Source organism: Hymenobacter koreensis (genome assembly GCF_039541855.1).
GTDB lineage: Bacteria > Bacteroidota > Bacteroidia > Cytophagales > Hymenobacteraceae > Solirubrum > Solirubrum koreensis.
In genome coordinates, this window is sequence record NZ_BAABHA010000008.1 from 141027 (window position 1) to 164618 (window position 23592).

The window sequence follows — 23592 nt, forward strand, 5'->3', positions numbered from 1 at the left end:
GCTTGCCTATTCTTCACTTCTTCCCCTTATCACATGAAATCAGTACTTCGCAGAGCCGGCCTGTTAACGCTTCTGGCGTCGGGCCTCGCCGTGAGCAGCCATGCCCAACGCGGCGGCAACTTCCTCGGCTTCACCAGTACCGAAGCCGACCAGGTAACGGTAAATAACTTCTCGTTGCCTGCTACCGGCCCGTTTAGCTTAGAAGCTTGGGTGTATTTCAATGGCAACTCGTTTTCCGCCCGCGGCACCTACAACACCGTAATGGAGTTCGGCAACGATTCCCCGTGGTTTGGTGTGAATTCCAGCGGCGAGGTCGAGTTTTACCCTTCGCTGGAAGGTGGCACCGTGCCCATTCGTACTTGGTCGCACATTGCCTATACCTGGGACGGCGCCACCGGCACCATTTACCTGAACGGAACGGCCGTAGGAACTTCTACCGCCGCGCCCGGCCGCACCGGCACGGAACTGGGCATCGGTTTCAACTCCGGCGACACGGGCTGGCAGGGCTACATCGACGAGGTAATGGTGTGGAGCACGGCCCGCACGGCCGCCCAAATTCAGAGTGACCGGAACACGGCCCCTCCTTCCAACAGCCCCGGCTTGATGGCCTACTTCAAGTTCGACGAAGGTTCGGGCCAAACCGTGGCCAACCAGGTTGCCAGCGGCCCTATCGGTTTGCTGGGTACCACCAACGCCGTGGAAACCAACGACCCCTTGCGTACCAACGCCGTGGTGAATTCGGCCCGTAACCACGCTGTGGCGACAGGGCAGCTTCAGCCCAATTACCCCAACCCCTTCTCGGGCAGCACTACTATTCCCTTTGTGCTTCGCCAAAACGGCCACGTGCGCCTCACGCTAACGGACCTAACCGGCCGGGCCGTGGCCACCCTGCTCGATGAGAAACGCGCTGCGGGTTCGTACACACTTCCTTTCACGGCTCCGAACCTGCGCAGCGGCATTTACCTCTGCCAGCTAACCATCAACGGCGAGACGGTGACCCAGCGCCTTGCCGTTCGCTAAACGGCAGCAACGCAACAAACAAAGAAGCCCTGGCTATCCAGCCAGGGCTTCTTTGTTTGTTGCGTTGCTCAGCAAGGGCGAGTAAGGTTTGGCATTATTTGGAGCCAACGAGTACCCCGCTCATAAAGTAGTTGCCGGTTCCGGTGCGGAGGTTGTACACCGCGTTGGTCTTGCCTGCTGGCTGACGGTCGGCTAGGCGTGTCAGCTCCACAGCGTCGGAACGCAGCATTAGCAGGTCGTCGGAAGGTTGGATTTGATCGGCTCGCAGAGCCTGTTTCTGCGCTGTCAGCACGGGATGGTTGGGCGTCAGTACCAATTCCACAGCTTCTTTGCCCGCATGTAGTGGCGCGGCTTCGAGGCCAGCATACACAGCTGGGGTACCAATGGTAAGCTGTACCAGTTCGTAGGCCTTTTCATCATCGTGAATATCGAGACGCTGCACGCGGGTAGCCACGGTGCGGCCCGTAGCGGCATCATAGCCCAGCACTTCCATACCGGGACGCACCTTACTGATGGGCACTTGGCGGCCATCGGCCAGCGTAACGCGAGCAAAGGCCGGAAAGCAGGTGGCTAACTCACACTGGAAGGGTTGGTCGTACGACTTTTTCAGCTCGCAGTATTCTTTGTTCAGGTCGTAAAGCAAGCTGGAGTAACCGGCTAGCTGCCCTACTTCCTGCAGCACAAGCTCCTGCCCTCCCGCCAGTTGCCCGATAAGCTTTTTCTCCTCCGGCCGCTTGATGTCGTCGCCGTAATGAATTCGGGCCAGCTCGGCATGAAAAGGGGTTACGCGCGTTTTCAGCAAGGTTTTGTGTGATGCCCAAGCGGTGTTTAGTTGGCCTATGTATTTGGCTATAATATCCAGCCGCTTCTTCTGAAAGCTGCGGTAGTGCTGAAACACCTTTTCCTGTCCTGCGCAGTCGCCTTCGCGGGCTTCATCCATGGGACGTGCTTCCAGGTCACGCTTCACAGCTTCCAGGTCGCGCTGCATCTGGTCGTGCATGCGTTGGAAAGTGCTGCTATTACGTGCCTCGGTGGCAATGTCGTCGCCGAGCTTTACGTAGGCTTCCATGGCCCGCGTAGCCACCAGTGGCGCCATAGGAGCAGCCGGCGCCTGGTTACCGGCAATGGCCTTCATCTTCCTCTCGTCTAAGCCGTGTTTCCGCATCAGGGAGGCCATGTGCGCTTCCTGCTCTGCTTCCGATTTCTTGTCCCAAGCCTGCTTAAAGCCAGGGTTCTTCATTTGCTGCATAAACTCCGCCTGCGCCGACTGAAAAGCGGGGTCGTTAACCATGCGCTGGCCGGGTGTGTTGGGCGAGGCCATCATTTTCTGCACGTACACGGCCTTTTCTTGCTCGCTCATTTTGGCAAAGCGTGCCTGAAAAGCGGGGTCCTGCATTTGCTGGGCCAGCTGCATGCTTTGCGCGTTGTAACCGGGCATGCTGCTGCCTTGCTGTTGCATGTAGGCGAGCTTTTGCTGATCGGTCATCTTATCCATGCCTGCCGCGGCAGCTTGTTTGCCCATAACCTGCATATCGGCCTGCTCCTTGGCTTGCTCGGCGGTAAGCCCCATCCCGATGGCCTGCACCAGTTGAGTCATTTGCTTATCTAGTTCAGCAAAGCCGGCAGGCCGTTTTAGGGCGCAGCTGGGCGCTGCGGGCGGAGCGGGCACTTTATCGAACAGCGGCAGTAGTTCGGTTTTGATGGGCTTTTGGGCCAATGCCACAGCCACCGGCACCAGCAAAATGAGCAGCAGAGCTACCAAGAAAAGCAGGGCACTTACAAGACGGTGAGGAGTTTGCATGGGGTAAGGCGAAACGGGTAACCAGGGTAAAAGCGCAGTCGATATTTCCCGTTGGGCCGGCTTGGTGTGCACTGACTTGCCAACGTGCTGATTTGCCGATGCAAGTGCGGCAAAATCCCGACGCAGTTCAATAGCATGATAATGTGAGGTTTACCCTAGCCTCGGTTTCGCGTAACCGAACTATCCTTTTCTTTGGCGTATAAACCCGCCCAATCGACCCATCTGGCTATGGCTTTTCCCGAGAACGTTCAACAGAAAATCAACACCTGGCTTACCGGCAACTACGACGACGAGAGCAAAGCCGAAATCCGCCGCCTGCAGGAAACCGGCGACGAAGAGGGCCTGAACGACGCCTTTTACCGCGACCTGGAGTTTGGTACCGGCGGCCTGCGCGGCGTGATGGGCGTGGGCTCGAACCGCATGAACCGCTACACCCTGGGCATGGCCACGCAGGGTTTGTGCAACTACTTGCTAAAGTCGTTTCCCGGCCAGGAAATCAAGGTGGCGGTGGCCCACGATTCGCGCCTGAACTCGCGGCTCTTTGCCGAAACCGCCGCCGGCATTTTCTCGGCTAACGGCATTACCGTGTACCTGTTCGAGGCCTTGCGCCCCACGCCGGAGCTGTCGTACACCATTCGCCATTTGGGCTGTCAGAGCGGAGTGGTGGTTACGGCCTCGCACAACCCCAAAGAGTACAACGGCTACAAAGTGTACTGGAACGACGGCGCCCAAGTAGTGGCGCCGCACGACAAGAACATTATTCAGGAGGTTAACGCCATCCAGAACGTGGACGACGTGAAGTTCACGGCTGATCAGTCGAAAATCCACCTCATTGGGGCTGAAATCGATGAAGCGTACTTGGGTGAAGTAAAGAAGCTCAGCATCAACCCCGAAGCTATACAGCGCCAGCACGACCTGAAAATCGTGTACACGCCGCTGCACGGCACCGGCATTACCATGGTGCCCAAAGCCCTGGAGCGCTTCGGCTTCGATAACATCCACATTGTGCTGGAGCAGGCCACTCCTGACGGGAATTTCCCCACGGTAAAGTCGCCGAACCCCGAGGAAAAAGTGGCCATGCAAATGGCGCTGGACCAGGCCAAGCAACTGGATGCCGACCTCGTTATTGCCACCGACCCCGACGCCGACCGCGTGGGCATTGGCGTGAAAAACACCGCCGGCGAATGGGTGCTGGTAAACGGCAACCAAACCGCGGCCTTGCTCACGCATTATCTCGTGTCGGCCCGCGAAAAAGCCGGCCAGCTGAACAAGGAAAAGGATTACATCGTGTACACCATTGTGACGAGCGACGTGCTCGGCGACGTGGCCAAACACTACGGCATTCGGTCTTACCAAACGCTTACCGGCTTCAAGTACATTGCCGGCATCATCCGCGACCTGGAAGCTCGCAACGAAGGCCACCACTACATTGGAGGCGGCGAGGAAAGCTACGGCTACATGATCGGCTCCTTTATCCGCGACAAAGACGCGGTATCGGCTTGCTGCCTGATTGCCGAAATGGCCGCCGTGGCCAAAGACCAGGGCCGCACGCTGTACGAAGAGATGGTGCAGATGTACCGCACCTACGGCCTCTACAAGGAAGATCTGATTTCCTTGACCAAGAAAGGCCAGCGCGGCGCCGAAGAAATTCAGGAAATGATGGCCCAGCTGCGCCAGAACCCGCCCGCTACGCTCGGCGGCTCGCCCGTGGTGCAGCTGCTCGACTACCAGCAGCAAGTAGCCCGCGACCTGCGCACCGGCCAGCAGACGCCACTGGAGCACGAGCGCAGCAACGTGCTCCAGTTTCTGACCGCAGACGGCTCCAAAGTTTCAGCCCGCCCTTCGGGTACCGAACCCAAGATCAAGTTCTACTTCAGCCTCAAGCAGGAGTTCAGCAACGGTCAGTCGTTCGAGGAAGCCCAGCAGCAACTAGACGGCCGCATCAAGCAGATCATTCAGGAAATGCAGTTGGGTTAGTCCGCCATTGCATCCACACAAAAAGCCCGTTGCCTTTCTCAAGCAGCGGGCTTTTTTGTATGTAGTCAGAAGTTTAAAGCGTCCACTTATCTAGCATGTCGCCCAGGTCGCTCACGCCTAGGGTGAACTGAATGATGACGATGCCGAGGAGAATCTTTACCAGCCCGGGAATGCCAAAGCCGACTTTCTCCTTAAGAAAAGTATTGGTGGGAGGAAAATACAGCAGCGACACCAGCAAGTAAGCAGCACCGGGCACGGCATGCACCAATAGCAGGTTGAGCACACCTATTATAACTACCACCACGCCAAAAATCCAGCTGAGCACGTTTGCGGGTGAGGTTTTACTTTTCAAGATCTTTTCCGCCATGGTTTTCGAGTAACAAATTGACTATCAATTAATTTCCCCCGGTTTGTGGCAGGCTGCCGCGTGGGCGACTGAGGCGGAGCTTCTTAGTTAAAGCTGGCCATCATCAAGTCTATCTTATCAAACAATTCTCCTACGCCCAACGACGACCAGAGGATAAACAGCGCCAACAACACCTTTACCAGCCCCGGAATGGCAAAGCCGGTCACCTTCTTGGTCAGCGCACTTATCGGCGGAAAAAACACCGTGGCTACCAGAATGATGAACATCCCAAATCCAGGGTCGTTGCCCCAGAACGTGTTGACTACGCCAATTGCCAACGCAAGCAAGCCAAACAGCCAGCTGATTACGTCGAAAACCGTGTTGGAGGAAGTTGAGGTGGTGTTCATGGAATCTGGTTTCGCTATTTTAAAGTACTTTGTTATTCAAAGTTAGTAAACCGATATTTCAGCACAAGCATTTGTGGAAAAAATTATTGTGCCCTGCTGACTTATGTTTCGTTGCTTTTTCCGACGAAGCCAGAGGTCGAGTAGATTCGGGGAATGGAAATACTTACCAATCCCGCCCCCACAGCCTTCACTTGGCTACGGGCGCTATTCCTTATCGGATTAGGCATCTTCTTTCGCCAGCCCGTGATGAGTGGCATTTGCTTCACGCTTGCCGCTTTACCCTTTTTCACGGCCAAAGGAGTGGCCTTCGATATTCCCAACCGGCGGTATCGGCACTTCAGCAAGATTGGCGGCTTACGAATCGGTAGGTGGGAACAACTGCCCAGCGTCAGCCGGGTCGTGGCCAAGTACTTTTCGCAACTGGGCACTTCCGGTAAGCCCGGCCGCATGCGTACCGACCGCGAAGAATACCTGGTGGTGATGCTGTCGGTGGAAGGGTCTGCCACGGGAATCATCGTGGAGCGCCTGGCGCTGGAAGCCAAATCGGAAGCCCTCGAACTAGCCGAGGACTTAGCCAGACCGCTCGGCATACCGGAGGTATATGTGCCCCTGCAGGAAGCGGCACACGGAGTATCAGTGTAATCAGGTTCCACTTCCACCGAAAACCCTTTCACCCGAAGCCACCCACCACGATGGGCAAAAATGCATACGACGGAATACTCAGGCGGCATTTCCTTTCTGAGCACTGGCACAAGGGAATTGCCTCAGCAATGGCAGCTTGGCTTCCTGCTTATTTACTTGCTCTCAGCCTTTTCACTGAATCCAGCACTGTAGCCATGGTATTTGCCAGCGCCATCGGCGTACTGATAATACTGGCCGTGTTTACACACTACGAAGGTTTCACACTTGAACTGGCGCCGCGTCGTTACCGGCGCTATACTTGGGTGCTGGGGCTGCGTTTCGGCCGGTGGTACCCCCTGCCCGTAATTGTACGCATCCAGGTTAGGTCTTTGCAACGAAGGCATCTCCTGCCGGTGGAGCACGTTCCGGGTCAACTAGGCTTAACAGCTACCGAGCGTGGCTGGCAGGTACTGTTGAGCGTTTCCGGTTCCTCGATTGGTATTGTAGCTGCCTATACCAAGCTGGCAAAGGCCCAGACAATTGCCCATGAACTGGCCCATTTACTGATGCTTCCAGTGGTACTATCCACTGATGAGATTTTGCAGTGAGCTATTAACAGAGAAAAGGAGTCAGCCGGCTAAAAGGCACCGGTTGCTGCACCCATCAGCAAGTATTGGTATAGGCCTCTCGCTTGTGAAGTGGAGATATTGGCAGGTGCTGTTGATACCAATCAATACTATTACAGCCTGACCCCAATGCCTGGCCCCAGCATGTAAAACCACTTTTTGGCCGACAGGAAATAGCCGCCGCCCAAATACAGCGGAAACGTAAGCTTGGCCTCCCGGCGTGTGGGGTACACCGAACCAAGGATTACAATGCCCAAGTCGCGTTTCACGCTGTTGTCGGAAGTCAGGTTAAAGGCGTTCAGGGCCACGAAGCCCGCGCCGATTTTGTAAGGTCGCAGGCGGTTGATTTTCTCGGGGTGGTAAAAGCTGAACTGCGCCAGGGTGGCCAACGAAATACCGCTGAACGACCCGTAGCCCGTTTCGCCCTGCCGCTTGGTGAGCAAGCCCGCCGGGAAGCTCACGTCGATATCGAACTTAAACTTGCGCTTGAGCACCAGCTCCACGGTTTGGGTATAGCCGGTTTCGCCGCTGTACTGGGCCGCTTGGTGCTTCACGGTTACTAAAATGCGGCTCCATTCATCTAAATCGTAGGTTTTGCGCGATAGTAGGCTATTCAGGCTCAGCGGATCGGTGCGGCAGGCTTTGTCTTGGTAGAAGGCAGCGCGGGGCGAACTTTCCCCCGGGCAAACCACCAGGTTGTCGAGGGTTCGGATTTCGATTAGCTCCCCTTTCGCGTTCAGGGTGCGTATCTCAAAGCTGAGGAACTGCTTACCAAACAGCTGCGCGTCTTTGTCGATGCCGTTGGGGTTGAACTGAAATACCACGTCGCGAATGGTGTGCTCGTAGAGCACCGGCCCACCCAGGCGCGTTATGGGCCGGGCCGATTCGCCATAGCCTACCGTAACAAAATCCAGCGGGTGGGGCCGCTGAAACTCCCGTACGTTCAGGGCAAACCCGGTGGGCTGCCCCGTGTTCAGCAGGGTGCTTTTGCGCTTGTCGTAGGTAACGGGCACTTGTACGCGCAGCACCACCCGCGCATCCGTCCGCACCGCCGAATCGGAAGGCACGACCTGCAAATCCTCGAGGTGAAAACGAGCTTTCTGCAACCCCTCCCCTTCTATGCGCACGTCCACGGTTTCGCCCGGGCTTACGTTGAGCGAAGACGTCCAGTCGCCGCCGCGGTGCAGCAGTTGCACGCCGCTGATGGTGGTTTTGGGCGTGATGTCGAGGTTGGTGACGTAACGCGCCTGATCCTGGTCTTTTATGTATAGGTAGCCCTCGGTTTGGCGGTGGGTGTTGTAAGGCCGCAGGTAGCACAGCACCCGGTCGTTGGTGAGGTATTGGCGCGTGAACAGCTCAGCCACTAGTGCTCCACCCGGTTCTTCCTGGTCCTCTATGCGGTAGGTGCGGCGCAGCTCAAAGGCGCGGCCGTTGTCTAAAATCAGCTCGATACCGCGGCGTCGGCTTTGCTCATCGAGCGTTACGCTGCGCTTATCAGGCGACAGAAAGCGCAGCCGACTGGCTTTCACGGTAAACTCCTGGCGCAGTACCGGCAACTGGTAGTTCAGCTTGCCGCCGGCCTGCAACGTAGGCCGCTCCGACTGCAGCTTTACCACCAACGCACGTCGGCCTAACTGATTGGGCAATACGTGCAGGCGCAGCACACCGCTTTTATCGTTGGTGAGCCGGTAATCAAAATCGGTACCGCGCACCCATTCGCCAGTGGCGCGGATGTTTCGCGGGTTTGAGCTGGTCAGTTCCAGCACCTTTTCTTCGCCTACGTACAGCTCCTCATCGGCTACCCGCAGACCCACGGTGGTACGGGCAAGCGGCAACAGCGGCACCACATCGCGGCGCGGCTCTTGGCCCGGGGCTTCGGCGGGCTGCTCAATTACCAAGCGCACGAATTGGGCGCTGGTCAGGTCCTGAAACTTCAGGCGGGTGCGGTAGGAGCCGTCGGCTTCGCGGGTGAGCGAATCGAGCTGCCGGAAATCAACCGAGCGGCGCAGGCGCAGCAGCTGTGGGTTGGTCGTCCGTTCGGGCATTAGCCGTAGCTCTACCGTCTCGTCGTCGCGCCGAAACCAGAAATACAGCGCCGGTTCGCCTTGTACAATGGTGGTATGCCTGCTAAGCTGGTAGCTGGCGGTGTCGGTGTTCAGAATTACTTCCCGCAGCAGCGGCACCTGTGCCTGAGCAACATTCGAAAACAACAGCCAGGCACACAGCGCCCCTAACCAGCGAAAAGCAAAAGATAAACGCACAGCGCAGAACCCAAGCGCCAGCCCGTTCGCAGGGTTGGCCGATGAGGCAGCAAAGTTCACTTCTGAATAGCGGAGCTGCAACCCGCTTCACGCGAAAAATCAACGGGCTGCCTCGCCTGGGTCAGCTTAGGTTTCGGCATGCAGTTGTCTGTGCTCCGTTTTCGGAGTTGCTCGAACCTGACTAGATAAAGCCCGTCTTTCCTGTTAGGGCTTTTCCCGTCGAATGGTCAGAATAAACAGCACCATGAGCCAGAAGCCGGTAGCCCCCAGTCCCCACCACGTTATGGCGGGCAAGCCGCGGTAATACGGCATTTGGGCCGCAGGGTAATTGCCCAGCAACGACAAGCCCGAGAACAGCAGAAAGGCCACCGCCAGCAGCGTAATAATGGTGCGCGACACCAACCTTTCGGCCGTGCGTAACAGCGGCGCGTAGCCGCCCAATTGGGCCTGCACCCGCAAGTCACCCTTCGAGAGCTTGCGCACAATTTGGCGCAAATCGGTGGGCAGGGTGTAGAACAAGGCCAGGAGCTGCTGCCCCGTATACTGCAGCTCGGTGGTTACGTTGCTCACCGAATACTGCTCCAGTACCAGCCGGCGCCCGTAAGGCCGCACAAACTCGAACGTGTTAAACGCCGGGTGCAGCACTTTGCCAATTCCTTCGAGAATTACCAAGGCCCGCAAAATCAGAAACACCGAGCCCGGCACTTGCAGCTTGTACTTGTAAATGACGTTTTGCAGGCGCTCGGCTAGGGCGCTCATACTCATTTCCTTTACATCGAGCCCCGAAAAGTCATCAATGAGCTGCTGCAAATCCCCTTCGAAGGCGCGCATGTCGCGGATATCGGAGGTTAGGGCCAAGCGGCGGAAGTTCAGGGCCATGCCGCGGGCGTCTTGCTGGCCCATGCAAATAAACACGCCCGCAAAGGCGTACTTCTGCTGCTTGGTGAGGCGCCCCACCATGCCAAAATCGATGAGCACCACGGTGCCGTCGGGGCGCACGAGCACGTTGCCGGGGTGCGGATCGGCGTGGAAAATACCGAACTCGAAAATCTGGGTCAGGTAAATGTCCATGCCCGTTTCGGCCACCGTGGCGGGGTCCAGGTTCCAGCGCAGCAGCTGTTCCTTGTCGGTAATCTTGCAACCGCTCACGAACTCAATCACCAGCACCTTGCTAGTGCTCATTTCGCGAAACGGCTTGGGCACGTAAAACGTGGTGTAATCGGCGTAGAGCTTGCGGAACTGCTCCATGGCGCGGGCCTCGGAGGAGTAATCCAGCTCCAGCATCATGCTCCGCTCGAAAGCCTCTACTATGTCCTGCGGGTTGCTCAGGCCGTGTTTGCGCAGGTAACCGGCCGTCAGCCGCACCAGCTCGCGCAGCAAGCCCAGGTCGGTAGTTATTTTCTCGCGGGCCGTGGGCCGCTGCACCTTCACCACCACATCGGTACCGTCCAGCAAGCGGGCCTTGTGTACTTGCCCAATGGAAGCTGAACCCAGCGGCACGTCTTCGAACTCGCTGAAGACCGCGTTTAGGGGCTTGCCTATCTCGGCTTCGATGATGCGCTTGGCATCGGCTACCGGGAAAGGCGGCACGTTGCTTTGCAGCTTTTCGAACTCGGCTACCAACTCGGCCGGCAACAAATCGGCGCGGTTACTGAGTACCTGGGCTAGTTTGATAAACGTGGGGCCCAGCTCCTCGATTACCATGCGCACCCGCTCCCAGCGCGACATTTCAAACACGGGCTGGTTGCCGTGCTGCCAGGTTTGGCGGTTGCGGTTGGGCACCAGCCGGCGCAACGCCGTGGTGGTTACCGCATCTTCAAAGCCGTAGCGCAGCAGCACCTCCGCCACTTCGCGGATGCGCCCCAGGTTGGTAATCGTGTTTTTGAACATCAGGCGTGAAAATGGGAAATCTTCAGGGGTTTGCGAGGTTGTGGGTTTTCAGCAGGGCTGCCACAACGAGCACGGGTGATTAATCGGGGCTGCGTTTCTGTTCTAAGAGCCCATCCGAAAAGTCAAGCAGCGGCAACTACAGAACCTCATGTCGCGCTTGTCGAGACATCTCGCGTGCTGATACCGGATACTAAACCGCGTCGCTCATCGAGAAAACTACTATCCAGCGAGATGTCTCGACAAGCGCGACATGACCTTCTGGCTTTTTCGGATAGACTCTAAACTACTTACAAACCTTCGTCTCCCACAGCCCAAACACAACAAACCCTGCCCGCGAATTGCGCGGGCAGGGTCGTTTAGCTGAAAGCAATAACCTTACGCGTTGCTGCTCGAGGAGCCGCCTTCCGACGAAGCGCCCGAAGCCGTTGACTTCTTGGCCGTAGCCGCACCGCCTTTGCTGCCAGCTGCCGATTTCTTAGCGGCAGTAGAAGCCGCACCAGCGGCTTTCGTAGTTGCTTTGGCCGCAGTGGTGGCTTTGCCAGCCGCCGCAGAACTGCCCGAAGCCTTCTTGGCGCCGCCGGTGCTACCCGTAGCAGCTTTCGACGAAGCAGCCGATGACTTGCTGCTGCTCGAACCACCTCGCACAGCTTTCTTTAGCTCGGCCACGTCTGCGTCCGATGCTACGCCCATACCCTTCATCACGCGCTTGGCAATGCTGCCGAGCTGGGTTTCAAACTCCTTGCGCTTGGTGTCGGTGTTCTTCATGAGCTCGGCCATGATCTTTTCGCCTTCCGACTGCGAGAGTTTGTTCTCTTTCACCAACTGGTTGATGGTGTCTTGCACGCGGTCGTTGGTGCGCGAAACGAAGCCCACGCCGGCGTAGATGAACTTTTTAAAGAGGTCTTCCATGAGCTTAAAGAAAATTGAGGGGGTGACAGGTAAGCAAAAAAGCCAGCCAGGCGGGCTAGCATCGGCAAATATAGTATGCATGCCGAACAACTAGCACAAACCTACGAAAAGGTATATATACGTGGGCACCTGAGCCCCAATTTTTTGCAGAAAAAATTCACGCCTTGTTCACCATTTCTGAGCAGTTCACGAAACAGCCTGTACCACGGCCCGCATCTGCATTTGCTTGGCCTGTTTCTGGCGGTGAACAGTTGCGGTAGCTAGCGCCTGCGCGTCGGCTTGCGCACGCCAGATGCCCTGCGTAAAGTCGGCAGCCTGGGTTAGGGCTACCTTGGCCTCGGGTACCGTGCGCCAGAATAAATGCCACCAGTGCACCAAGCCTTCAAAGGTTTGCACCGTAACCGGTACGCCCGCGGCGCGGGCTTTAGCAGCTAGTTGCAGTGTGTCGTGGTAAAGCAATTCCGCATCGGAAACCTGCAGCAGCAGCGGCGGCAGGTCGTGCAGCTCGGCTAGCAGCGGGGAAAGGAGCGGGTTGTGCAGCGGCGTTTCGGCGGCGTACAGACGGCCCCAAGCGCGTATTTCCAGGGCTTCTACCAGTTTGGCTTCGTCGGGCAAGCCATCTAAGGCATAGTCTTCAATGGCAGGTATCGTGAGGTCAGTCCAGGGCGAGAGGCAAAGTGCTGCGGCCGGCAGCGGCTGCCGGATATCGCGCAGGTGCAGCAACAAGGCCAGCACCAAGCCCCCGCCGGCCGAGTCGCCGGCCAGTACGATATCCTGTGGGCGGTAGCCCTGGTCGAGCAGCCAGTTCCAAGCGGCAGCGGCATCGTGCAGGGCCGCGGGAAATGGGTTTTCGGGGGCTTTACGGTAATCGGCGGAGAGGGCGCGCAGGCCGCAGCGCTGCGCCAGCGCCCCAATGAAGCCCCGATGGGTATTTAACGAACCCATGACGTACGCACCGCCGTGCAGGTACAGCAGCACCCGGTTTTGATCGGCACCTTTGGGCTCAATCCATTCAGCTACAATGCCTTCTTCAGTGGGTACGCGCTCGAAGTGCACGTTCCAAGGCATGAACTGCAACAGGGTACTGACTTCCAGCCCTAACCGCAAGGAATTAATGGTAGGCCGACGCCGGGCTATGGGGCCGGCAGCGGCAGTAAGCAGGGTTTTAACCAGCTGATGCTGAAACGATGGCATGAGAAGGGGAAACGGGAATCACTTGGCGTGAGCGGTGTAGCACTCTTGTAGCCAAGCAGAACGAGTATGGCAATCAGCGGCTTAACCCGTAAACGCAGGATGCGTGCACGAGGTTAATAAGGTAGTAATATTTGGCGGCCTTTGGTTTTTTAGCCGAATAGTATTTTACCTTACAGTAAGCTAACCCAAGTATCCCACCTAATCTTCAGGTAGAACTATGCAAGGTTTAGGCGTTGTGCAATGGCCGCAAGGAATGATGTTCAGAAGCCGTACAAAGCCTTCGGCCTTTATTGCCCCGGTAGCTTTTGACCAATGCGGTTTTTGTAATACCCGCGGATGGCAATGGGAATCCAGCCCAGCAAGGGAATAAAGAAGCTTATCACGAACGGATTTCGCCAGATGAGCCGCATTGTGGTTCCGAAGCCAGAAAGGCTCATTTTGAAGTCACGGCGGCCCTTTTTGGTATACAGCCGCTCGAACTCGTGGAAGATAAGCGGCCAGAACGAGGGCAGGAAAAAGGGGAAGTACCGCATGTTTTCCTTGATGCGTTGCCACAATTCACCAGCCTTGTAGGGCTGCTGCCCGTATTGCGCCACGGCCGCATCAAGATCTTCCTGCATCATGCCGCGCACCTGCTCCGATAATGCCTCGTACTCCTCGCGGGAAATTTGGTCGTGCGGTTTATCGGTTAGTTCGTAGGGCTTTATGCGGCGGCCCAGCACAAAGGTGAGCTTAGCCGGAAAGGCCATATAAAACATCCAGGGCTGCAGCAGAATAGGAATCAGCAGCCAGGTAATGGGAATGAACGGGATGCCGATTTTCTTGCTTTTGCGGTTAACCCAGTCCCAACTGTACGCGTGCGGGTTCAGGTATTCCCCGTTCACAGTGGAGAAAAACACCAGATCGGTACGGTGCTGAATACCCAGCCGGATGATGCTGGTAGCCAGCCGCTGCAGCTTGTACTTGTTGTTAAACCCCTTCCCAATGCCGGGTACGCCCTCGGGGTACAACATCAGGTTGTGGTCGTTGTAGTACATCATCGTCTCGAAATTGAGCGTGGTGGCGTCTACACAGCCGCAGCGCTTCCAGAAGTTGCGCAGCACAAAGGGGTTCATAAGAGCCGAAGCTGACAGCAACGGAGCGGACAATGGCCGGGGTAGGTCGTGGGGCTGCGGTATGCGGCGGTACAGGTGCGAAAGGGCCACCATGGCATCCCAGGGGAAAGCCATGCCCGAGTGGTTCGAGCAGAAAATAAGGGGGCGCTCAGGGTTATTGCGCTGCGGAAAATTCTCCAGGAACCCCACCAGTTCGGAGCGAAACCACACCCTGTCCAGCAATTGCAGCACATTCTCATCGAGGGTACGCACGAATTCCTCGTCGAAGAAATCGTCGTAGATGTGCTGGTTGGCCTGGATGGCGGCCGAAGGCGGCGGCAGAGCGGCGGAAGGGGAAACCAGAGACATGAGAGCAAGTACGGCAAGCAACCAATGGCCTCGGTTGCGCTACGGGGGCGTTTCTAAGGTAGGTGTTTGGCCACACATTGCCCAATAAGCTTAGCCATTGCATGCTGCTCCATCTTCTCAACCCCGCAACACTAGGGCTCCATTACGTGCGTCCGCCCCCCTTGAAACACCACAGCACACGCCATGCTTTTACCTGAGAAAACGGCTAGCGGAACGCTTGGAACAGTTGATGGCCTTATCTTTATATCTGCCGCTTGAGTTTGATGCGCGCCACCACCATCTCGCCATCGGTGCGGCGCACGAGCAGGAACAGTTGCCGGCCGTCGGCGGAGTGAAGCAGCCGCCCTATTTGCGTGAGCGACATGGTGTTGGCCGGCACGAGGTTAATGGAGATAATTTCGTCATCGAGCTGGAGGTTGGCGGCAGCGGCTGGCGAGCCGGCTTCCACGCGCTTAATGATGTAACGCCGATAGTTGCCGCCGGTTGCCAGCAAATCGATGCCGCACATGTCGTGCTCGAACGGGTCGCGGTAAAGCGAGTTGGGCCGGAGCAGCAGCTGGTTATGGGGGTAGTCTATAACAACGTGAAAGCGCTTGAGCAGCTCGAAACCCAGGTTACCGTTGCGCGGCACTCCCACCCGGGCCCGCACGGACTGCTCATCGGGAAAGGACGTGATTGGGAATTTAACCCGATACTGGCCCAGGTACAGCCCACTCACGCGGCCGAGGTACCCGTGAATTTCGCCGCTGAGGCCGCGGCCTAAGAGGGTACGCAGGCGTTGGGGGGGTAACTTAATGCGGGCATCGGAGCCGGTTTCGAGCGACAGGGCGTGCCCGGCACCGGTATCGAGCACCAGCCGCAGCGGCACTTCCACCGAATCAAGCAGAGTGACCTTGGTCTCCACGTAGGCTTTGCTGCCTTCAATGGTGATGGGCAGCCGCGCCCAGCGCCGGCCCCACGGCCGCCTAAATTTTTCCGGCCGGGTGAACGTGATGGTGCGGTTTTCCGGCTGAATCTCGACCACGAAGTTGCGGAATACATCGGACCCCAGAATGCCGTGTACAGGCAACCCCACATACGACGAGAGGTTGAAAACATCAGCCGAGAGCAGCAGCATCGACATGTTGGGGGCCACTACTTTTCCATCGCCCAGTTCCACCTTTACACCATCGGTTTGGAAAGCAGTAAGGGGTGCCTCTTCTCCTACTCCGGCTACCATGTACTGCTGCCCGATGCGCAACCCGAGGGTTTCGCGCAGGGTGGGGTCGGTAATGATGGATGCGTCGGCCCCTGTATCGAGCATGAAGTAGTAAGGACCCCGGCCGTTAAGCTGCACCGGCACCACCACCAGATTGCGCTCCAGCTGAAAAGGCATGCGCACGCTGTTGCGGCGCTGCGGGTGAAACTGAAAAACGCTTTGCCCCTCGGCCAGCAACGGCAGTAACATAAGCGCCAGCAACATACTCCGCAGAATTAACCACCGTTCTCGGCCGGTACGGAAGCGGGTAAGCAACTCAGGCGGAGCCATAGCTGGCGGGAAAAGCAAATCAAGGATAGGCGGTATAATATACTAAACATCGGTCGCTTCCCTGTGTTTTTGCCTCTTTCATACTTCCCACTGACCGTGGGAATCGTAGTGCAGCAGCCCGCCGCTCACCCGCAGCGGCGAGGCCACGTTGTTATGGTAGAGCTGGCCCGTTCCCAGGCCCTGGGCCATGTTGCCCAGCGCGTATTGCGCCGTGAACTGACTGATGGCATTCAGGCCCACATTCGACTCCAGCGCCGACGTCAGCCACCACCCAATACCGCGGGCTTCTGCCAGCTCAATCCAGTGCGCGGTGGCCGCTAAGCCGCCCAGCAAAGTGGGTTTTAGGACTATGTAAGCCGGCCGGGCCGCCTCGAGAAGAGCTACTTGTTGGGCTGGGTTAGTTATACCGATCAGTTCCTCATCGAGGGCAATAGGCACGGGCGAACTGCGGCAAAGGGCGGCAAGAGCTGCGGGCTGGCCAGCCGCAATGGGCTGCTCGATGCTGTGCAAGGAGTATTCGGCCAAACGAGCCAGCTTGCCGGGGGCTTCGGCGGGGCTGAAGGCACCATTGGCATCCACGCGCAATACCAGCTCTGCGGGGCTGGCCGCCTGCCGAATACGAGCCAACAGCTCCAGTTCGGTGACAAAATCGAGGCTGCCGATTTTGAGCTTTAGGCAGCGGTAGCCTTGGGCCAGTTTCTGCTGAATCTGGTCGCCCATAAACGCCGCGTCGCCCATCCACACCAGACCGTTAATGGCAATGCCCGCCTCGCTGCGACTGAACGCGTTGTCGAACAGCCGGTGTTGCCCGCCGCCCTGCCAATCCAACAAGGCCGTTTCCAGTCCGAAGCGCAAGGCAGGCCATTGCGGCTCCACCCAGGCCTGAGCATCTACTTGCCCAGCTTCGGTTAGCTGTGCGCGGTTGAAATCGGTGCACAGGGTATGCAGCCGCGCTTCGAATTCGGGAGTGAAATCGGGGCTGAGCCCGGCCAGCGGCGCCGCTTCGCCCACGGCCCGCTGGTCCGGCTGGTTGGTATCGGTTAGGTGCAGGTACCAAGCCACGTGCTCGGTGAGGGCGCCGCGCGAAGTACGGGCGGGGAAATTAAAGCGCAAGGCGCGGCGCGAGTAGTGCAAACGTAGCGGCATGGGACAGCAGATGAGTTCGGGCAAAAGTAAACGCCGCGCCGCTGCTCTTCGCGGTAAGCGAAAGAGCGGCGACGCGGCGTGCAGCCGAAGCTGGTGGGGAGCTTAATCGATAACGGGGCCGGTGGTGGCTTCCGGGTTGCGGTTGATGGGCGTATGCGCAGCGTCAGGCGAGGCTTCGCCAGTGGCGTCGGGCGCATTGAGGGCTTGGCCGGTACGCTTCTGCTCGCGTTGCATGGCCTCGAGCAGGGCGTCGTCGGTACGGGTCGACATGCCGCTGCTGCTCTGGCTGCCCGGGCGGGTCATGGCCTCGGCGTCTTCTTGTTGATCGGCACGATTTGCTGGTTGCTCAGCCATAAACAGGGAATTATCAGGGGAAAACATGACGGCGCCGCCGCCGCTCCGGGTGCGGAGCGTTACGGCATACGCCAAAAGCTCGTCGGACGTTGAGCGGAGGGCTTAGCCCTTGTCGTTGTTTTGGCCGGCCGTATTGCTTTGCCGGCCGCCCTTGTTACTGGGGGCCGTCATGCCGGTCCCCCGGCTCAACGACGGGTTTTGCGGGTCGTACTGGTCGTCGGCATGGTGTCTGTCGCCCACGCGGTGGGGGCGGCTAGCCTGACCCGAGAGGCCACTGCGCACCGACCGGTCGCCATCGGTAGAACCGCCGGACTGCGCTTGCGGCGTGGACTGGTTGCTCTGGCTCTGGCCGCCGGCCGAGTTCTGGTTTTGGGCGGCATTCTGGTCGTTTTGACTGCGTTGGCCTTGCTGTTTATTTGCCATGGTGGGTACAGATTAAAAGTTGGAACCAACCACCCGTAGGCTTCGGCAGCCGCTGCTTTCATGGAGTCAAACTGCCGGTGCCGCCGGGTGTCATGCGTGCCTTGGTTTACGCCCAAGCAGCGGTTGGGTTGAGGCACAACGGCTAACGCCTCACTTGTATTCAATAGTCACTATACATTAACAATCAGTTATTTACCATTCTCTCCACAGGGAAAGTGGTCCGTTAACAAGGCTATCCTCCGGCTGGTTACGTAGTTTACTCGCACCTGCTAAGCTCAAAATCATGTTGGACTCACCCGCCGCTGTACTCACCGCCCCCGCCCAAAACCGGGCTGCCCGTTACGCCGCCGTACGCAGCCAAACAGCCGAAATATGCCGCCCGCTGCTGCCCGAAGACACGGTGGTTCAGCCCGTAATTGATGTAAGTCCGCCGAAGTGGCATTTGGCCCACACCACGTGGTTTTTCGAAACGTTCCTGCTAGCCAAGCACCTCCCCGGCTACCAGGTATTTCACGAGCAGTACGCGTTCCTGTTCAACTCTTACTACAACTCGTTGGGCAGCCGCGTAAACCGCGCCGACCGCGGCACTTTGTCGCGGCCGCCGCTGGCCGACGTGTACGCTTACCGTGCCTACGTTGACGAGCACATGGCCCGGCTGCTCGCGCCCTACGCCGACGCCTCCGATGTGCCGTTTGCGGAGTTGTTTGAGTTGGGCCTGCAACACGAGCAGCAGCATCAGGAGCTATTAGTCACCGACATCAAGTACATTCTGAGCACCAATCCGCTGGCGCCGGCTTACCGAACCGATGCCCCCGCGCCCGGCAACGCAACGGCTCCGCCGCCCGCCTGGCTACGGGTTTCCGGCGGCATCGGCACCATCGGCTACCAACCCACGAACGGCGACGCTCCCGGTTTTTGCTTCGATAACGAGTTGCCGGTGCACCGCACGTATGTTGATGATTTCGAGCTGCAAAACCGGCTTGTGACCAACGCCGAATACCTGCAGTTTATGGCAGCCGGCGGTTACCAGGATTTCCGCCACTGGCTGGGCGAAGGCTGGGACCTGGTGCAAGCTGAAGGCTGGCAGGCGCCGCTGTATTGGGTGGAGCGCGATGGGCAGTGGCTGCGTTACACGCACCACGGCCTGCAACTACTCGATTTAGCCGCGCCGGTAACGCACATCAGCTTTTACGAGGCCGACGCATACGCCCACTGGGCGGGTGCCCGCTTGCCTACTGAGGCCGAGTGGGAACTAGCAGCCCGGCATTTCTCACCGAATATTGAAAACGGCAACTTCCTCGAAAGCAGCCGCTTTGACCCGGCCCCGTTAGCTGCCGATGCCGCCGATGATGAGTGCCACCAGCTCTTTGGCGACTGTTGGGAATGGACGTACTCGGCCTACCATCCTTACCCCGGCTACCAGAAAGCAGCGGGGGCTTTAGGCGAGTACAACGGCAAGTTCATGATCAACCAAATGGTGCTGCGGGGCGGTTCGTGCGCAACGCCCGTTAGCCACATTCGGACCAGCTACCGCAACTTCTTCCACGCCGATAAGCGCTGGCAATTCAGCGGGATTCGCTTGGCGCGGGGCCTGTAAGCCGTGTTTCTACGCACGTCGGTTTTCATGCAAAAACCGATAGTGCTGCCCGAACGGCCCTGTGCCCATTTCGGTCAAGTCAAACTTACTTCCTCTTCGGTCGCTTGTTTAGCAAGCCACCATGCCCTCCCCCACTATGCCCGACCTCGTTTCTAGCTCCGCTCCTGTTGTTCTCGATACGCCGCTGGCCCGGCACGTGCTTAGTGGCCTCAGCCGCCAGCCCCGCACCCTCTCGTCGATGTATTTCTACGACGAGGTGGGCAGCCGGCTGTTTCAGCAAATCATGGAGCTGCCGGAATATTACCCCACCCGCACCGAGTTCGGCCTACTGAGCCGCCACCGCGCAGCTATTGCGGCCGCCCTTACACCGGTCGACGGCGCGCCCTTGCACTTGCTGGAACTAGGTGCCGGCGACGGCCTGAAAACCAAGATTTTATTACGCGAGTTACTGAGCAACGGCGCCGACTTCACGTACGCGCCGGTGGATATTTCGCCTTCGGCCCTGCAGGAGCTAAGCCAGAGCCTAAGCCTGGAGCTGCCCACCTTGCGCGTGCAGCCGCTCACGGCCGAGTACACCGCCGCCCTGCCCGCGCTCAGCCAGGTACCGGGCCGCAAAGCCGTGCTATTTCTGGGCTCGAACATCGGTAATTTCCTGCCGCCCGACCGCCTGACCTTTTTGCAGCAGTTGGCTAGGCACCTGGCCCCCGACGACCGGCTGTTGTTCGGCTTTGACTTACGCAAAGACCCCCGGCATATTCACGCCGCCTACGACGATTCGCAAGGGGTTACCGCTGCCTTCAACCTGAACCTGCTTACCCGCCTCAACCACGAGCTACAAGCCGACTTCGAGCTGGAGCAGTGGCAGCACTTTCCCCAATACGACCCATTGGAAGGCGTTATGCGCTCCTTTTTGGTGAGCCGCCGCGCCCAGCAGGTACACGTTGGTGCGCTCGGCAAAACGTTTTCCTTCGCGGCCTGGGAAGCTATTCACACCGAAAACTCCTACAAGTTCACTCTGCCGCAAATAGAAGCTCTTGCGCAGGCGGCCGGCCTGCGGGTTCAAGAAGTATTTACCGACGAGCAGCACTGGTTTGCCGACGTGCTGCTGGCCCCGGCAGAGTAAGCCCCGAACATTCACGAAGTCCGGCACGTGGGCGAGGGTCGCGGCCAAGCTACCTTTGCGGGGAATTTTCTGTTTCTGATATGGCCCTGGCCGACCTTCGCCCGCACCTTCGCCCCACAGTGCTGCTTGCTTATCCGGTGGTGCTCAGCCAGCTGGGCCACGTTCTCGTGAACGTGGTCGACAGCGTGGTGGTGGGCCACACGGGCAAAGTGCCGCTGGCCGCCGTGTCGCTGTCGGTGGACATCGTCAGCGTGTTCATGATGATGGGCCTGGGCCTCTCGATGGGCATTACACCGCTGGTAGCTACCGCCGACGGCCAGCGCGACGTGCACCGCATCGGGCAGTTGCTCACGAGTGGCGTGCTGGTTTGCACTTTCGCCGGCTTTTTGTTGGCGGCTGCGGGTTGGCTGGCTTTGCCGTTTCTAAAGTACCTGAACCAGGCGCCGGAAGTAGTCGAGCTGGCTATTCCCTGGGCCCGCGTAATGTTTCTGTCGCTGATTCCGCTCATGGTGTTTCAGGGTTTCCGGCAGTTTGCCGAAGGCCTCGGACTTACGCGGCAGGCCATGCAGCTTTCCATTCTGGCTAACGTGCTAAACGGTGTGCTGTGCTACGCCTTCGTATTTGGCAAGCTGGGCTCCCCCGCCTTTGGCATGATGGGTGCCGCGTGGGCTACACTCCTGGCCCGCGGCCTTATGGCGGCACTGATGGCTGCGTACGTTTTGCGGGCCTCGCGGCTGCAGCCCTACCGAGCCGCCGCCAGCTGGCGCGCCGACTGGGCTACCCAACGTCATTTATTTGGAATTGGGCTGCCCATCGCGGCGCACCTGGTATTTGAAGTAGGCGCTTTCAGCGTGGCCGGTATTATGGCCGGTTGGCTGGGTCCCAGCACGCAAGCCGCGCACCGCATTGCCCTGAACGTGGCCTCGGTAACGTTCATGGCCGTGAGCGGTATTGCCACGGCGGCCACCATTCGTGTGGGTAATTTGCGCGGCATCGGCGACTGGCTGGGAGCCCGCCGGGCCGGATTTGCCGCGTACGCTTTCACTTTCGCGTTTATGGGTGGCTGCGGCCTTTTGCTGATTCTGTTCCGCCACTACATTCCCACGCTGTATAACTCCGACCCAGCCGTACTGGCCCAGGCCGCCACACTGCTGCTGGTAGCGGCCCTGTTTCAGGTTTCCGATGGGCTGCAAGTGGTGGGCCTGGGCGCATTGCGCGGCCTGCACGACGTCAAAATTCCGTCGTTGGTTGCCCTGCTGGCGTACTGGGTGGCGGCCCTGCCTTTGGGATATTTTCTGGGATTTGTCTTAAACTGGGGGGCGCCGGGCGTGTGGCTGGGCTTGCTGCTGGGCCTGTCGTTGGTAGCGGCGCTGCTGCTGTTCCGCTTTTCGGTACTCAGTACGCGCTCCGTAGCCCGTAGCCTGGCGGTGAACGAACCCACCGAAGTTTTGCGTTAAGCCGGCACACCAGCCCCGTAGGCTGCTTTACTTTTCGCTGTTATGCATTCGTTGCTACTGATGGTACTGCCGCTGCTGTTCATGCCGCAGCAGGGTCCGAAAACCGCTCCGCCACCCGCTAAAGCGCAGCCCGAGCTCCTGGTGTGGTCGGCGCGCCGCCCGCTTACCTGGGCCGACTTCAAGGCCAAGCCTACATCGGCCGACCCGTTGCACGCCCTCACTACGGCTAACATTGGGGCGCAGGTGGGCTGCCAGGACTATGTGTTTTCCTCCACTGTGCAGGCCACGTTTACGCCTTCCGAATCGTGGGTGAAAACGCCGAAAACGGCTTCGGCGGCCTTGCTGCGTCACGAGCAAACCCACTTCGACCTCACGGAAGTTTACGCCCGCCGTATGCGGCAGCGCCTTAAGGAAACGAAGTTTGATTGCGAGCATTTGCAGCCTGCTTTCAACAACCTCATGAAGCAAACCATTTGGGAGTGGAAGCGCGAGCAGCAACGCTACGACGTGGAAAGCAACCACGGTCTGAACCTAGTGCAGCAGCAAACCTGGGAGAAGAAGGTGCAAACCCGCCTCACCGAATTACAGGCTTTTGCGCTGGCCGAGCCCGCCGAGTAAACGCCCAGCCGCGTACCTTGCCCACATGACCGACACTCCCTTAAGCTGGGCCGAGTTTGAGCGCGTGGAGTTGCGCGTGGGCACCATTCTGGAAGCCAACCCGTTTCCCGCAGCCCGCAAACCAGCGTATCAGCTGCTCATCGATTTTGGTCCGGAACTAGGCCGCCGCAAATCCAGCGCCCAGATAACGGCCCTGTACACCCCCGAAACCTTGGTGGGCCGGCAAGTGCTGTGCGTGGTCAATTTTCCGCCGAAGCAAATCGGGCCGTTTCGCTCCGAGGTGCTGGTGACCGGTGCCCCCGACGCAGAAGGTCGCATTGTGCTGGCTACCCTGGCCGCGCCTGTACCCAACGGCAGCCGCTTGGCTTAGCCGTTTTTCAGCTTAACATACCCGGGGTTATTTGCTGCCGGTAGCTTCGTTGAGCTTTATTTCCCGCTGCCCCAGACTGTCGATAACCGTGGCGTAGAGTTGCTCCAGGTCTTTGTCGTGCACGGCGTAGTATTGGTAGCTCTGGCGGAATACGTCCTCCTCTACCTCATGGCGCCAGTAGATATCCTTCAGCTGCTGGTTGAACAGGGCCCGGGCCGAATCGGCCTGCATGGAGGCTGCTTCTACGCGCGCCTCCAGCAAATGAATGTCGATAAGCAGCGCCACCATCTTGTCTTGCGGCACTAATTTGGCCGGCGGCGTGGGTTCTTCGGGGCGGCCGCATTGGGTAAACAGCCCGAGCAGCAGGAGCAGGAACGCGAACAGCGAAATTTTCACAGCCCAAAGATAACACCTTGGCGGCCTTGCCGTAGGTGCAGGGCGTTAGGCAAGCGCAACGGCCT

General features: G+C 58.5%; 22 protein-coding genes. 9 read left to right on the forward strand and 13 right to left on the reverse strand.

Annotation, left to right across the window (positions count from 1 at the left end):
- Positions 1–33: 33 nt before the first annotated feature.
- Positions 34–1020 (forward strand): LamG-like jellyroll fold domain-containing protein, encoded by a 987-nt coding sequence (locus ABD903_RS13025; RefSeq protein WP_345224877.1) that lies wholly within the window; start codon positions 34–36, stop codon positions 1018–1020.
- A 94-nt stretch (positions 1021–1114) separates the two neighbouring features.
- Here ABD903_RS13025 and ABD903_RS13030 read toward each other — a convergent pair whose 3' ends face one another.
- A complete protein-coding gene (locus tag ABD903_RS13030; RefSeq protein ID WP_345224878.1) occupies positions 1115–2821 on the reverse strand; it encodes a Hint domain-containing protein in 1707 nt (568 codons plus the stop codon).
- Positions 2822–3049: 228 nt separating this feature from the next.
- Between ABD903_RS13030 and ABD903_RS13035 the strand changes: the two genes are divergently transcribed.
- Positions 3050–4798 (forward strand): phospho-sugar mutase, encoded by a 1749-nt coding sequence (locus tag ABD903_RS13035; RefSeq protein ID WP_345224880.1) that lies wholly within the window; start codon positions 3050–3052, stop codon positions 4796–4798.
- A 73-nt stretch (positions 4799–4871) separates the two neighbouring features.
- Here ABD903_RS13035 and ABD903_RS13040 read toward each other — a convergent pair whose 3' ends face one another.
- Both ABD903_RS13040 and ABD903_RS13045 read right to left on the reverse strand, forming a co-directional pair.
- A complete protein-coding gene (locus tag ABD903_RS13040; protein ID WP_345224882.1) occupies positions 4872–5165 on the reverse strand; it encodes a hypothetical protein in 294 nt (97 codons plus the stop codon).
- 83 nt (positions 5166–5248) lie between these two features.
- Positions 5249–5551, reverse strand: coding sequence for a hypothetical protein (locus ABD903_RS13045; protein WP_345224884.1), 303 nt, complete (start codon positions 5549–5551; stop codon positions 5249–5251).
- Between the two features lie 153 nt (positions 5552–5704).
- On the opposite strand from ABD903_RS13045, the gene ABD903_RS13050 reads away from it, so the two are divergent.
- Positions 5705–6193: a hypothetical protein gene (locus ABD903_RS13050; RefSeq protein ID WP_345224886.1), complete on the forward strand. Its 489-nt coding sequence runs from the start codon at positions 5705–5707 to the stop codon at positions 6191–6193.
- A gap of 50 nt (positions 6194–6243) precedes the next feature.
- Positions 6244–6780, forward strand: a complete 537-nt coding sequence (locus ABD903_RS13055; RefSeq protein ID WP_345224888.1) for a hypothetical protein — start codon at positions 6244–6246, stop codon at positions 6778–6780.
- A 131-nt stretch (positions 6781–6911) separates the two neighbouring features.
- On the opposite strand, the gene ABD903_RS13060 is transcribed toward ABD903_RS13055, so the two are convergent.
- From ABD903_RS13060 to ABD903_RS13100, 9 genes are all read right to left on the reverse strand, one after another.
- Positions 6912–9059, reverse strand: a complete 2148-nt coding sequence (locus tag ABD903_RS13060) for a hypothetical protein (protein WP_345224889.1) — start codon at positions 9057–9059, stop codon at positions 6912–6914.
- A 204-nt stretch (positions 9060–9263) separates the two neighbouring features.
- Positions 9264–10949 (reverse strand): ABC1 kinase family protein, encoded by a 1686-nt coding sequence (locus tag ABD903_RS13065; RefSeq protein ID WP_345224891.1) that lies wholly within the window; start codon positions 10947–10949, stop codon positions 9264–9266.
- A 375-nt stretch (positions 10950–11324) separates the two neighbouring features.
- Complete coding sequence (locus ABD903_RS13070) at positions 11325–11858, reverse strand: phasin family protein (protein WP_345224893.1); 534 nt, start codon at positions 11856–11858, stop codon at positions 11325–11327.
- Positions 11859–12044: 186 nt separating this feature from the next.
- Entirely contained in the window at positions 12045–13052 is a 1008-nt protein-coding gene (locus ABD903_RS13075; protein ID WP_345224896.1) for an alpha/beta hydrolase, read from the reverse strand.
- A gap of 287 nt (positions 13053–13339) precedes the next feature.
- Positions 13340–14515, reverse strand: a complete 1176-nt coding sequence (locus tag ABD903_RS13080; RefSeq protein ID WP_345224897.1) for a lysophospholipid acyltransferase family protein — start codon at positions 14513–14515, stop codon at positions 13340–13342.
- Positions 14516–14756: 241 nt separating this feature from the next.
- Positions 14757–15962, reverse strand: coding sequence for an aspartyl protease family protein (locus ABD903_RS13085; RefSeq protein WP_345224899.1), 1206 nt, complete (start codon positions 15960–15962; stop codon positions 14757–14759).
- Between the two features lie 159 nt (positions 15963–16121).
- Positions 16122–17189, reverse strand: a complete 1068-nt coding sequence (locus ABD903_RS13090; protein ID WP_345224901.1) for an o-succinylbenzoate synthase — start codon at positions 17187–17189, stop codon at positions 16122–16124.
- A gap of 102 nt (positions 17190–17291) precedes the next feature.
- Positions 17292–17543, reverse strand: coding sequence for a hypothetical protein (locus ABD903_RS13095; protein ID WP_345224903.1), 252 nt, complete (start codon positions 17541–17543; stop codon positions 17292–17294).
- A gap of 102 nt (positions 17544–17645) precedes the next feature.
- Positions 17646–17966, reverse strand: a complete 321-nt coding sequence (locus ABD903_RS13100) for a hypothetical protein (RefSeq protein WP_345224905.1) — start codon at positions 17964–17966, stop codon at positions 17646–17648.
- A 283-nt stretch (positions 17967–18249) separates the two neighbouring features.
- Between ABD903_RS13100 and egtB the strand changes: the two genes are divergently transcribed.
- From egtB to ABD903_RS13125, 5 genes are all read left to right on the forward strand, one after another.
- Entirely contained in the window at positions 18250–19563 is a 1314-nt protein-coding gene (gene egtB, locus ABD903_RS13105; protein ID WP_345224907.1) for an ergothioneine biosynthesis protein EgtB, read from the forward strand.
- A gap of 121 nt (positions 19564–19684) precedes the next feature.
- The gene (gene egtD, locus ABD903_RS13110) at positions 19685–20686 is read left to right on the forward strand and encodes an L-histidine N(alpha)-methyltransferase (RefSeq protein ID WP_345224908.1); all 1002 of its coding nucleotides are present in this window, start codon (positions 19685–19687) and stop codon (positions 20684–20686) included.
- An 80-nt stretch (positions 20687–20766) separates the two neighbouring features.
- The gene (locus tag ABD903_RS13115) at positions 20767–22143 is read left to right on the forward strand and encodes an MATE family efflux transporter (RefSeq protein ID WP_345224910.1); all 1377 of its coding nucleotides are present in this window, start codon (positions 20767–20769) and stop codon (positions 22141–22143) included.
- A 42-nt stretch (positions 22144–22185) separates the two neighbouring features.
- Positions 22186–22761 (forward strand): DUF922 domain-containing protein, encoded by a 576-nt coding sequence (locus ABD903_RS13120; protein ID WP_345224912.1) that lies wholly within the window; start codon positions 22186–22188, stop codon positions 22759–22761.
- Positions 22762–22786: 25 nt separating this feature from the next.
- Complete coding sequence (locus ABD903_RS13125) at positions 22787–23131, forward strand: tRNA-binding protein (RefSeq protein ID WP_345224914.1); 345 nt, start codon at positions 22787–22789, stop codon at positions 23129–23131.
- Between the two features lie 27 nt (positions 23132–23158).
- On the opposite strand, the gene ABD903_RS13130 is transcribed toward ABD903_RS13125, so the two are convergent.
- Positions 23159–23527 (reverse strand): DUF4296 domain-containing protein, encoded by a 369-nt coding sequence (locus tag ABD903_RS13130; RefSeq protein ID WP_345224916.1) that lies wholly within the window; start codon positions 23525–23527, stop codon positions 23159–23161.
- Between the last annotated feature and the right edge of the window lie 65 nt (positions 23528–23592).

Excerpts from the sequence above, each read along its gene's own strand:
- ABD903_RS13025 (WP_345224877.1), top strand. The coding sequence starts at position 34 with ATGAAATCAGTACTTCGCAGAGCCGGCCTGTTAACGCTTCTGGCGTCG.
- ABD903_RS13030 (WP_345224878.1), bottom strand. The coding sequence starts at position 2,821 with ATGCAAACTCCTCACCGTCTTGTAAGTGCCCTGCTTTTCTTGGTAGCT.
- ABD903_RS13035 (WP_345224880.1), top strand. The coding sequence starts at position 3,050 with ATGGCTTTTCCCGAGAACGTTCAACAGAAAATCAACACCTGGCTTACC.
- ABD903_RS13040 (WP_345224882.1), bottom strand. The coding sequence starts at position 5,165 with ATGGCGGAAAAGATCTTGAAAAGTAAAACCTCACCCGCAAACGTGCTC.
- ABD903_RS13045 (WP_345224884.1), bottom strand. The coding sequence starts at position 5,551 with ATGAACACCACCTCAACTTCCTCCAACACGGTTTTCGACGTAATCAGC.
- ABD903_RS13050 (WP_345224886.1), top strand. The coding sequence starts at position 5,705 with ATGGAAATACTTACCAATCCCGCCCCCACAGCCTTCACTTGGCTACGG.
- ABD903_RS13055 (WP_345224888.1), top strand. The coding sequence starts at position 6,244 with ATGGGCAAAAATGCATACGACGGAATACTCAGGCGGCATTTCCTTTCT.
- ABD903_RS13065 (WP_345224891.1), bottom strand. The coding sequence starts at position 10,949 with ATGTTCAAAAACACGATTACCAACCTGGGGCGCATCCGCGAAGTGGCG.
- ABD903_RS13070 (WP_345224893.1), bottom strand. The coding sequence starts at position 11,858 with ATGGAAGACCTCTTTAAAAAGTTCATCTACGCCGGCGTGGGCTTCGTT.
- ABD903_RS13075 (WP_345224896.1), bottom strand. The coding sequence starts at position 13,052 with ATGCCATCGTTTCAGCATCAGCTGGTTAAAACCCTGCTTACTGCCGCT.
- ABD903_RS13080 (WP_345224897.1), bottom strand. The coding sequence starts at position 14,515 with ATGTCTCTGGTTTCCCCTTCCGCCGCTCTGCCGCCGCCTTCGGCCGCC.
- ABD903_RS13085 (WP_345224899.1), bottom strand. The coding sequence starts at position 15,962 with ATGTTACTGCCGTTGCTGGCCGAGGGGCAAAGCGTTTTTCAGTTTCAC.
- ABD903_RS13090 (WP_345224901.1), bottom strand. The coding sequence starts at position 17,189 with ATGCCGCTACGTTTGCACTACTCGCGCCGCGCCTTGCGCTTTAATTTC.
- ABD903_RS13095 (WP_345224903.1), bottom strand. The coding sequence starts at position 17,543 with ATGGCTGAGCAACCAGCAAATCGTGCCGATCAACAAGAAGACGCCGAG.
- ABD903_RS13100 (WP_345224905.1), bottom strand. The coding sequence starts at position 17,966 with ATGGCAAATAAACAGCAAGGCCAACGCAGTCAAAACGACCAGAATGCC.
- egtB (WP_345224907.1), top strand. The coding sequence starts at position 18,250 with ATGTTGGACTCACCCGCCGCTGTACTCACCGCCCCCGCCCAAAACCGG.
- egtD (WP_345224908.1), top strand. The coding sequence starts at position 19,685 with ATGCCCTCCCCCACTATGCCCGACCTCGTTTCTAGCTCCGCTCCTGTT.
- ABD903_RS13115 (WP_345224910.1), top strand. The coding sequence starts at position 20,767 with ATGGCCCTGGCCGACCTTCGCCCGCACCTTCGCCCCACAGTGCTGCTT.
- ABD903_RS13120 (WP_345224912.1), top strand. The coding sequence starts at position 22,186 with ATGCATTCGTTGCTACTGATGGTACTGCCGCTGCTGTTCATGCCGCAG.
- ABD903_RS13125 (WP_345224914.1), top strand. The coding sequence starts at position 22,787 with ATGACCGACACTCCCTTAAGCTGGGCCGAGTTTGAGCGCGTGGAGTTG.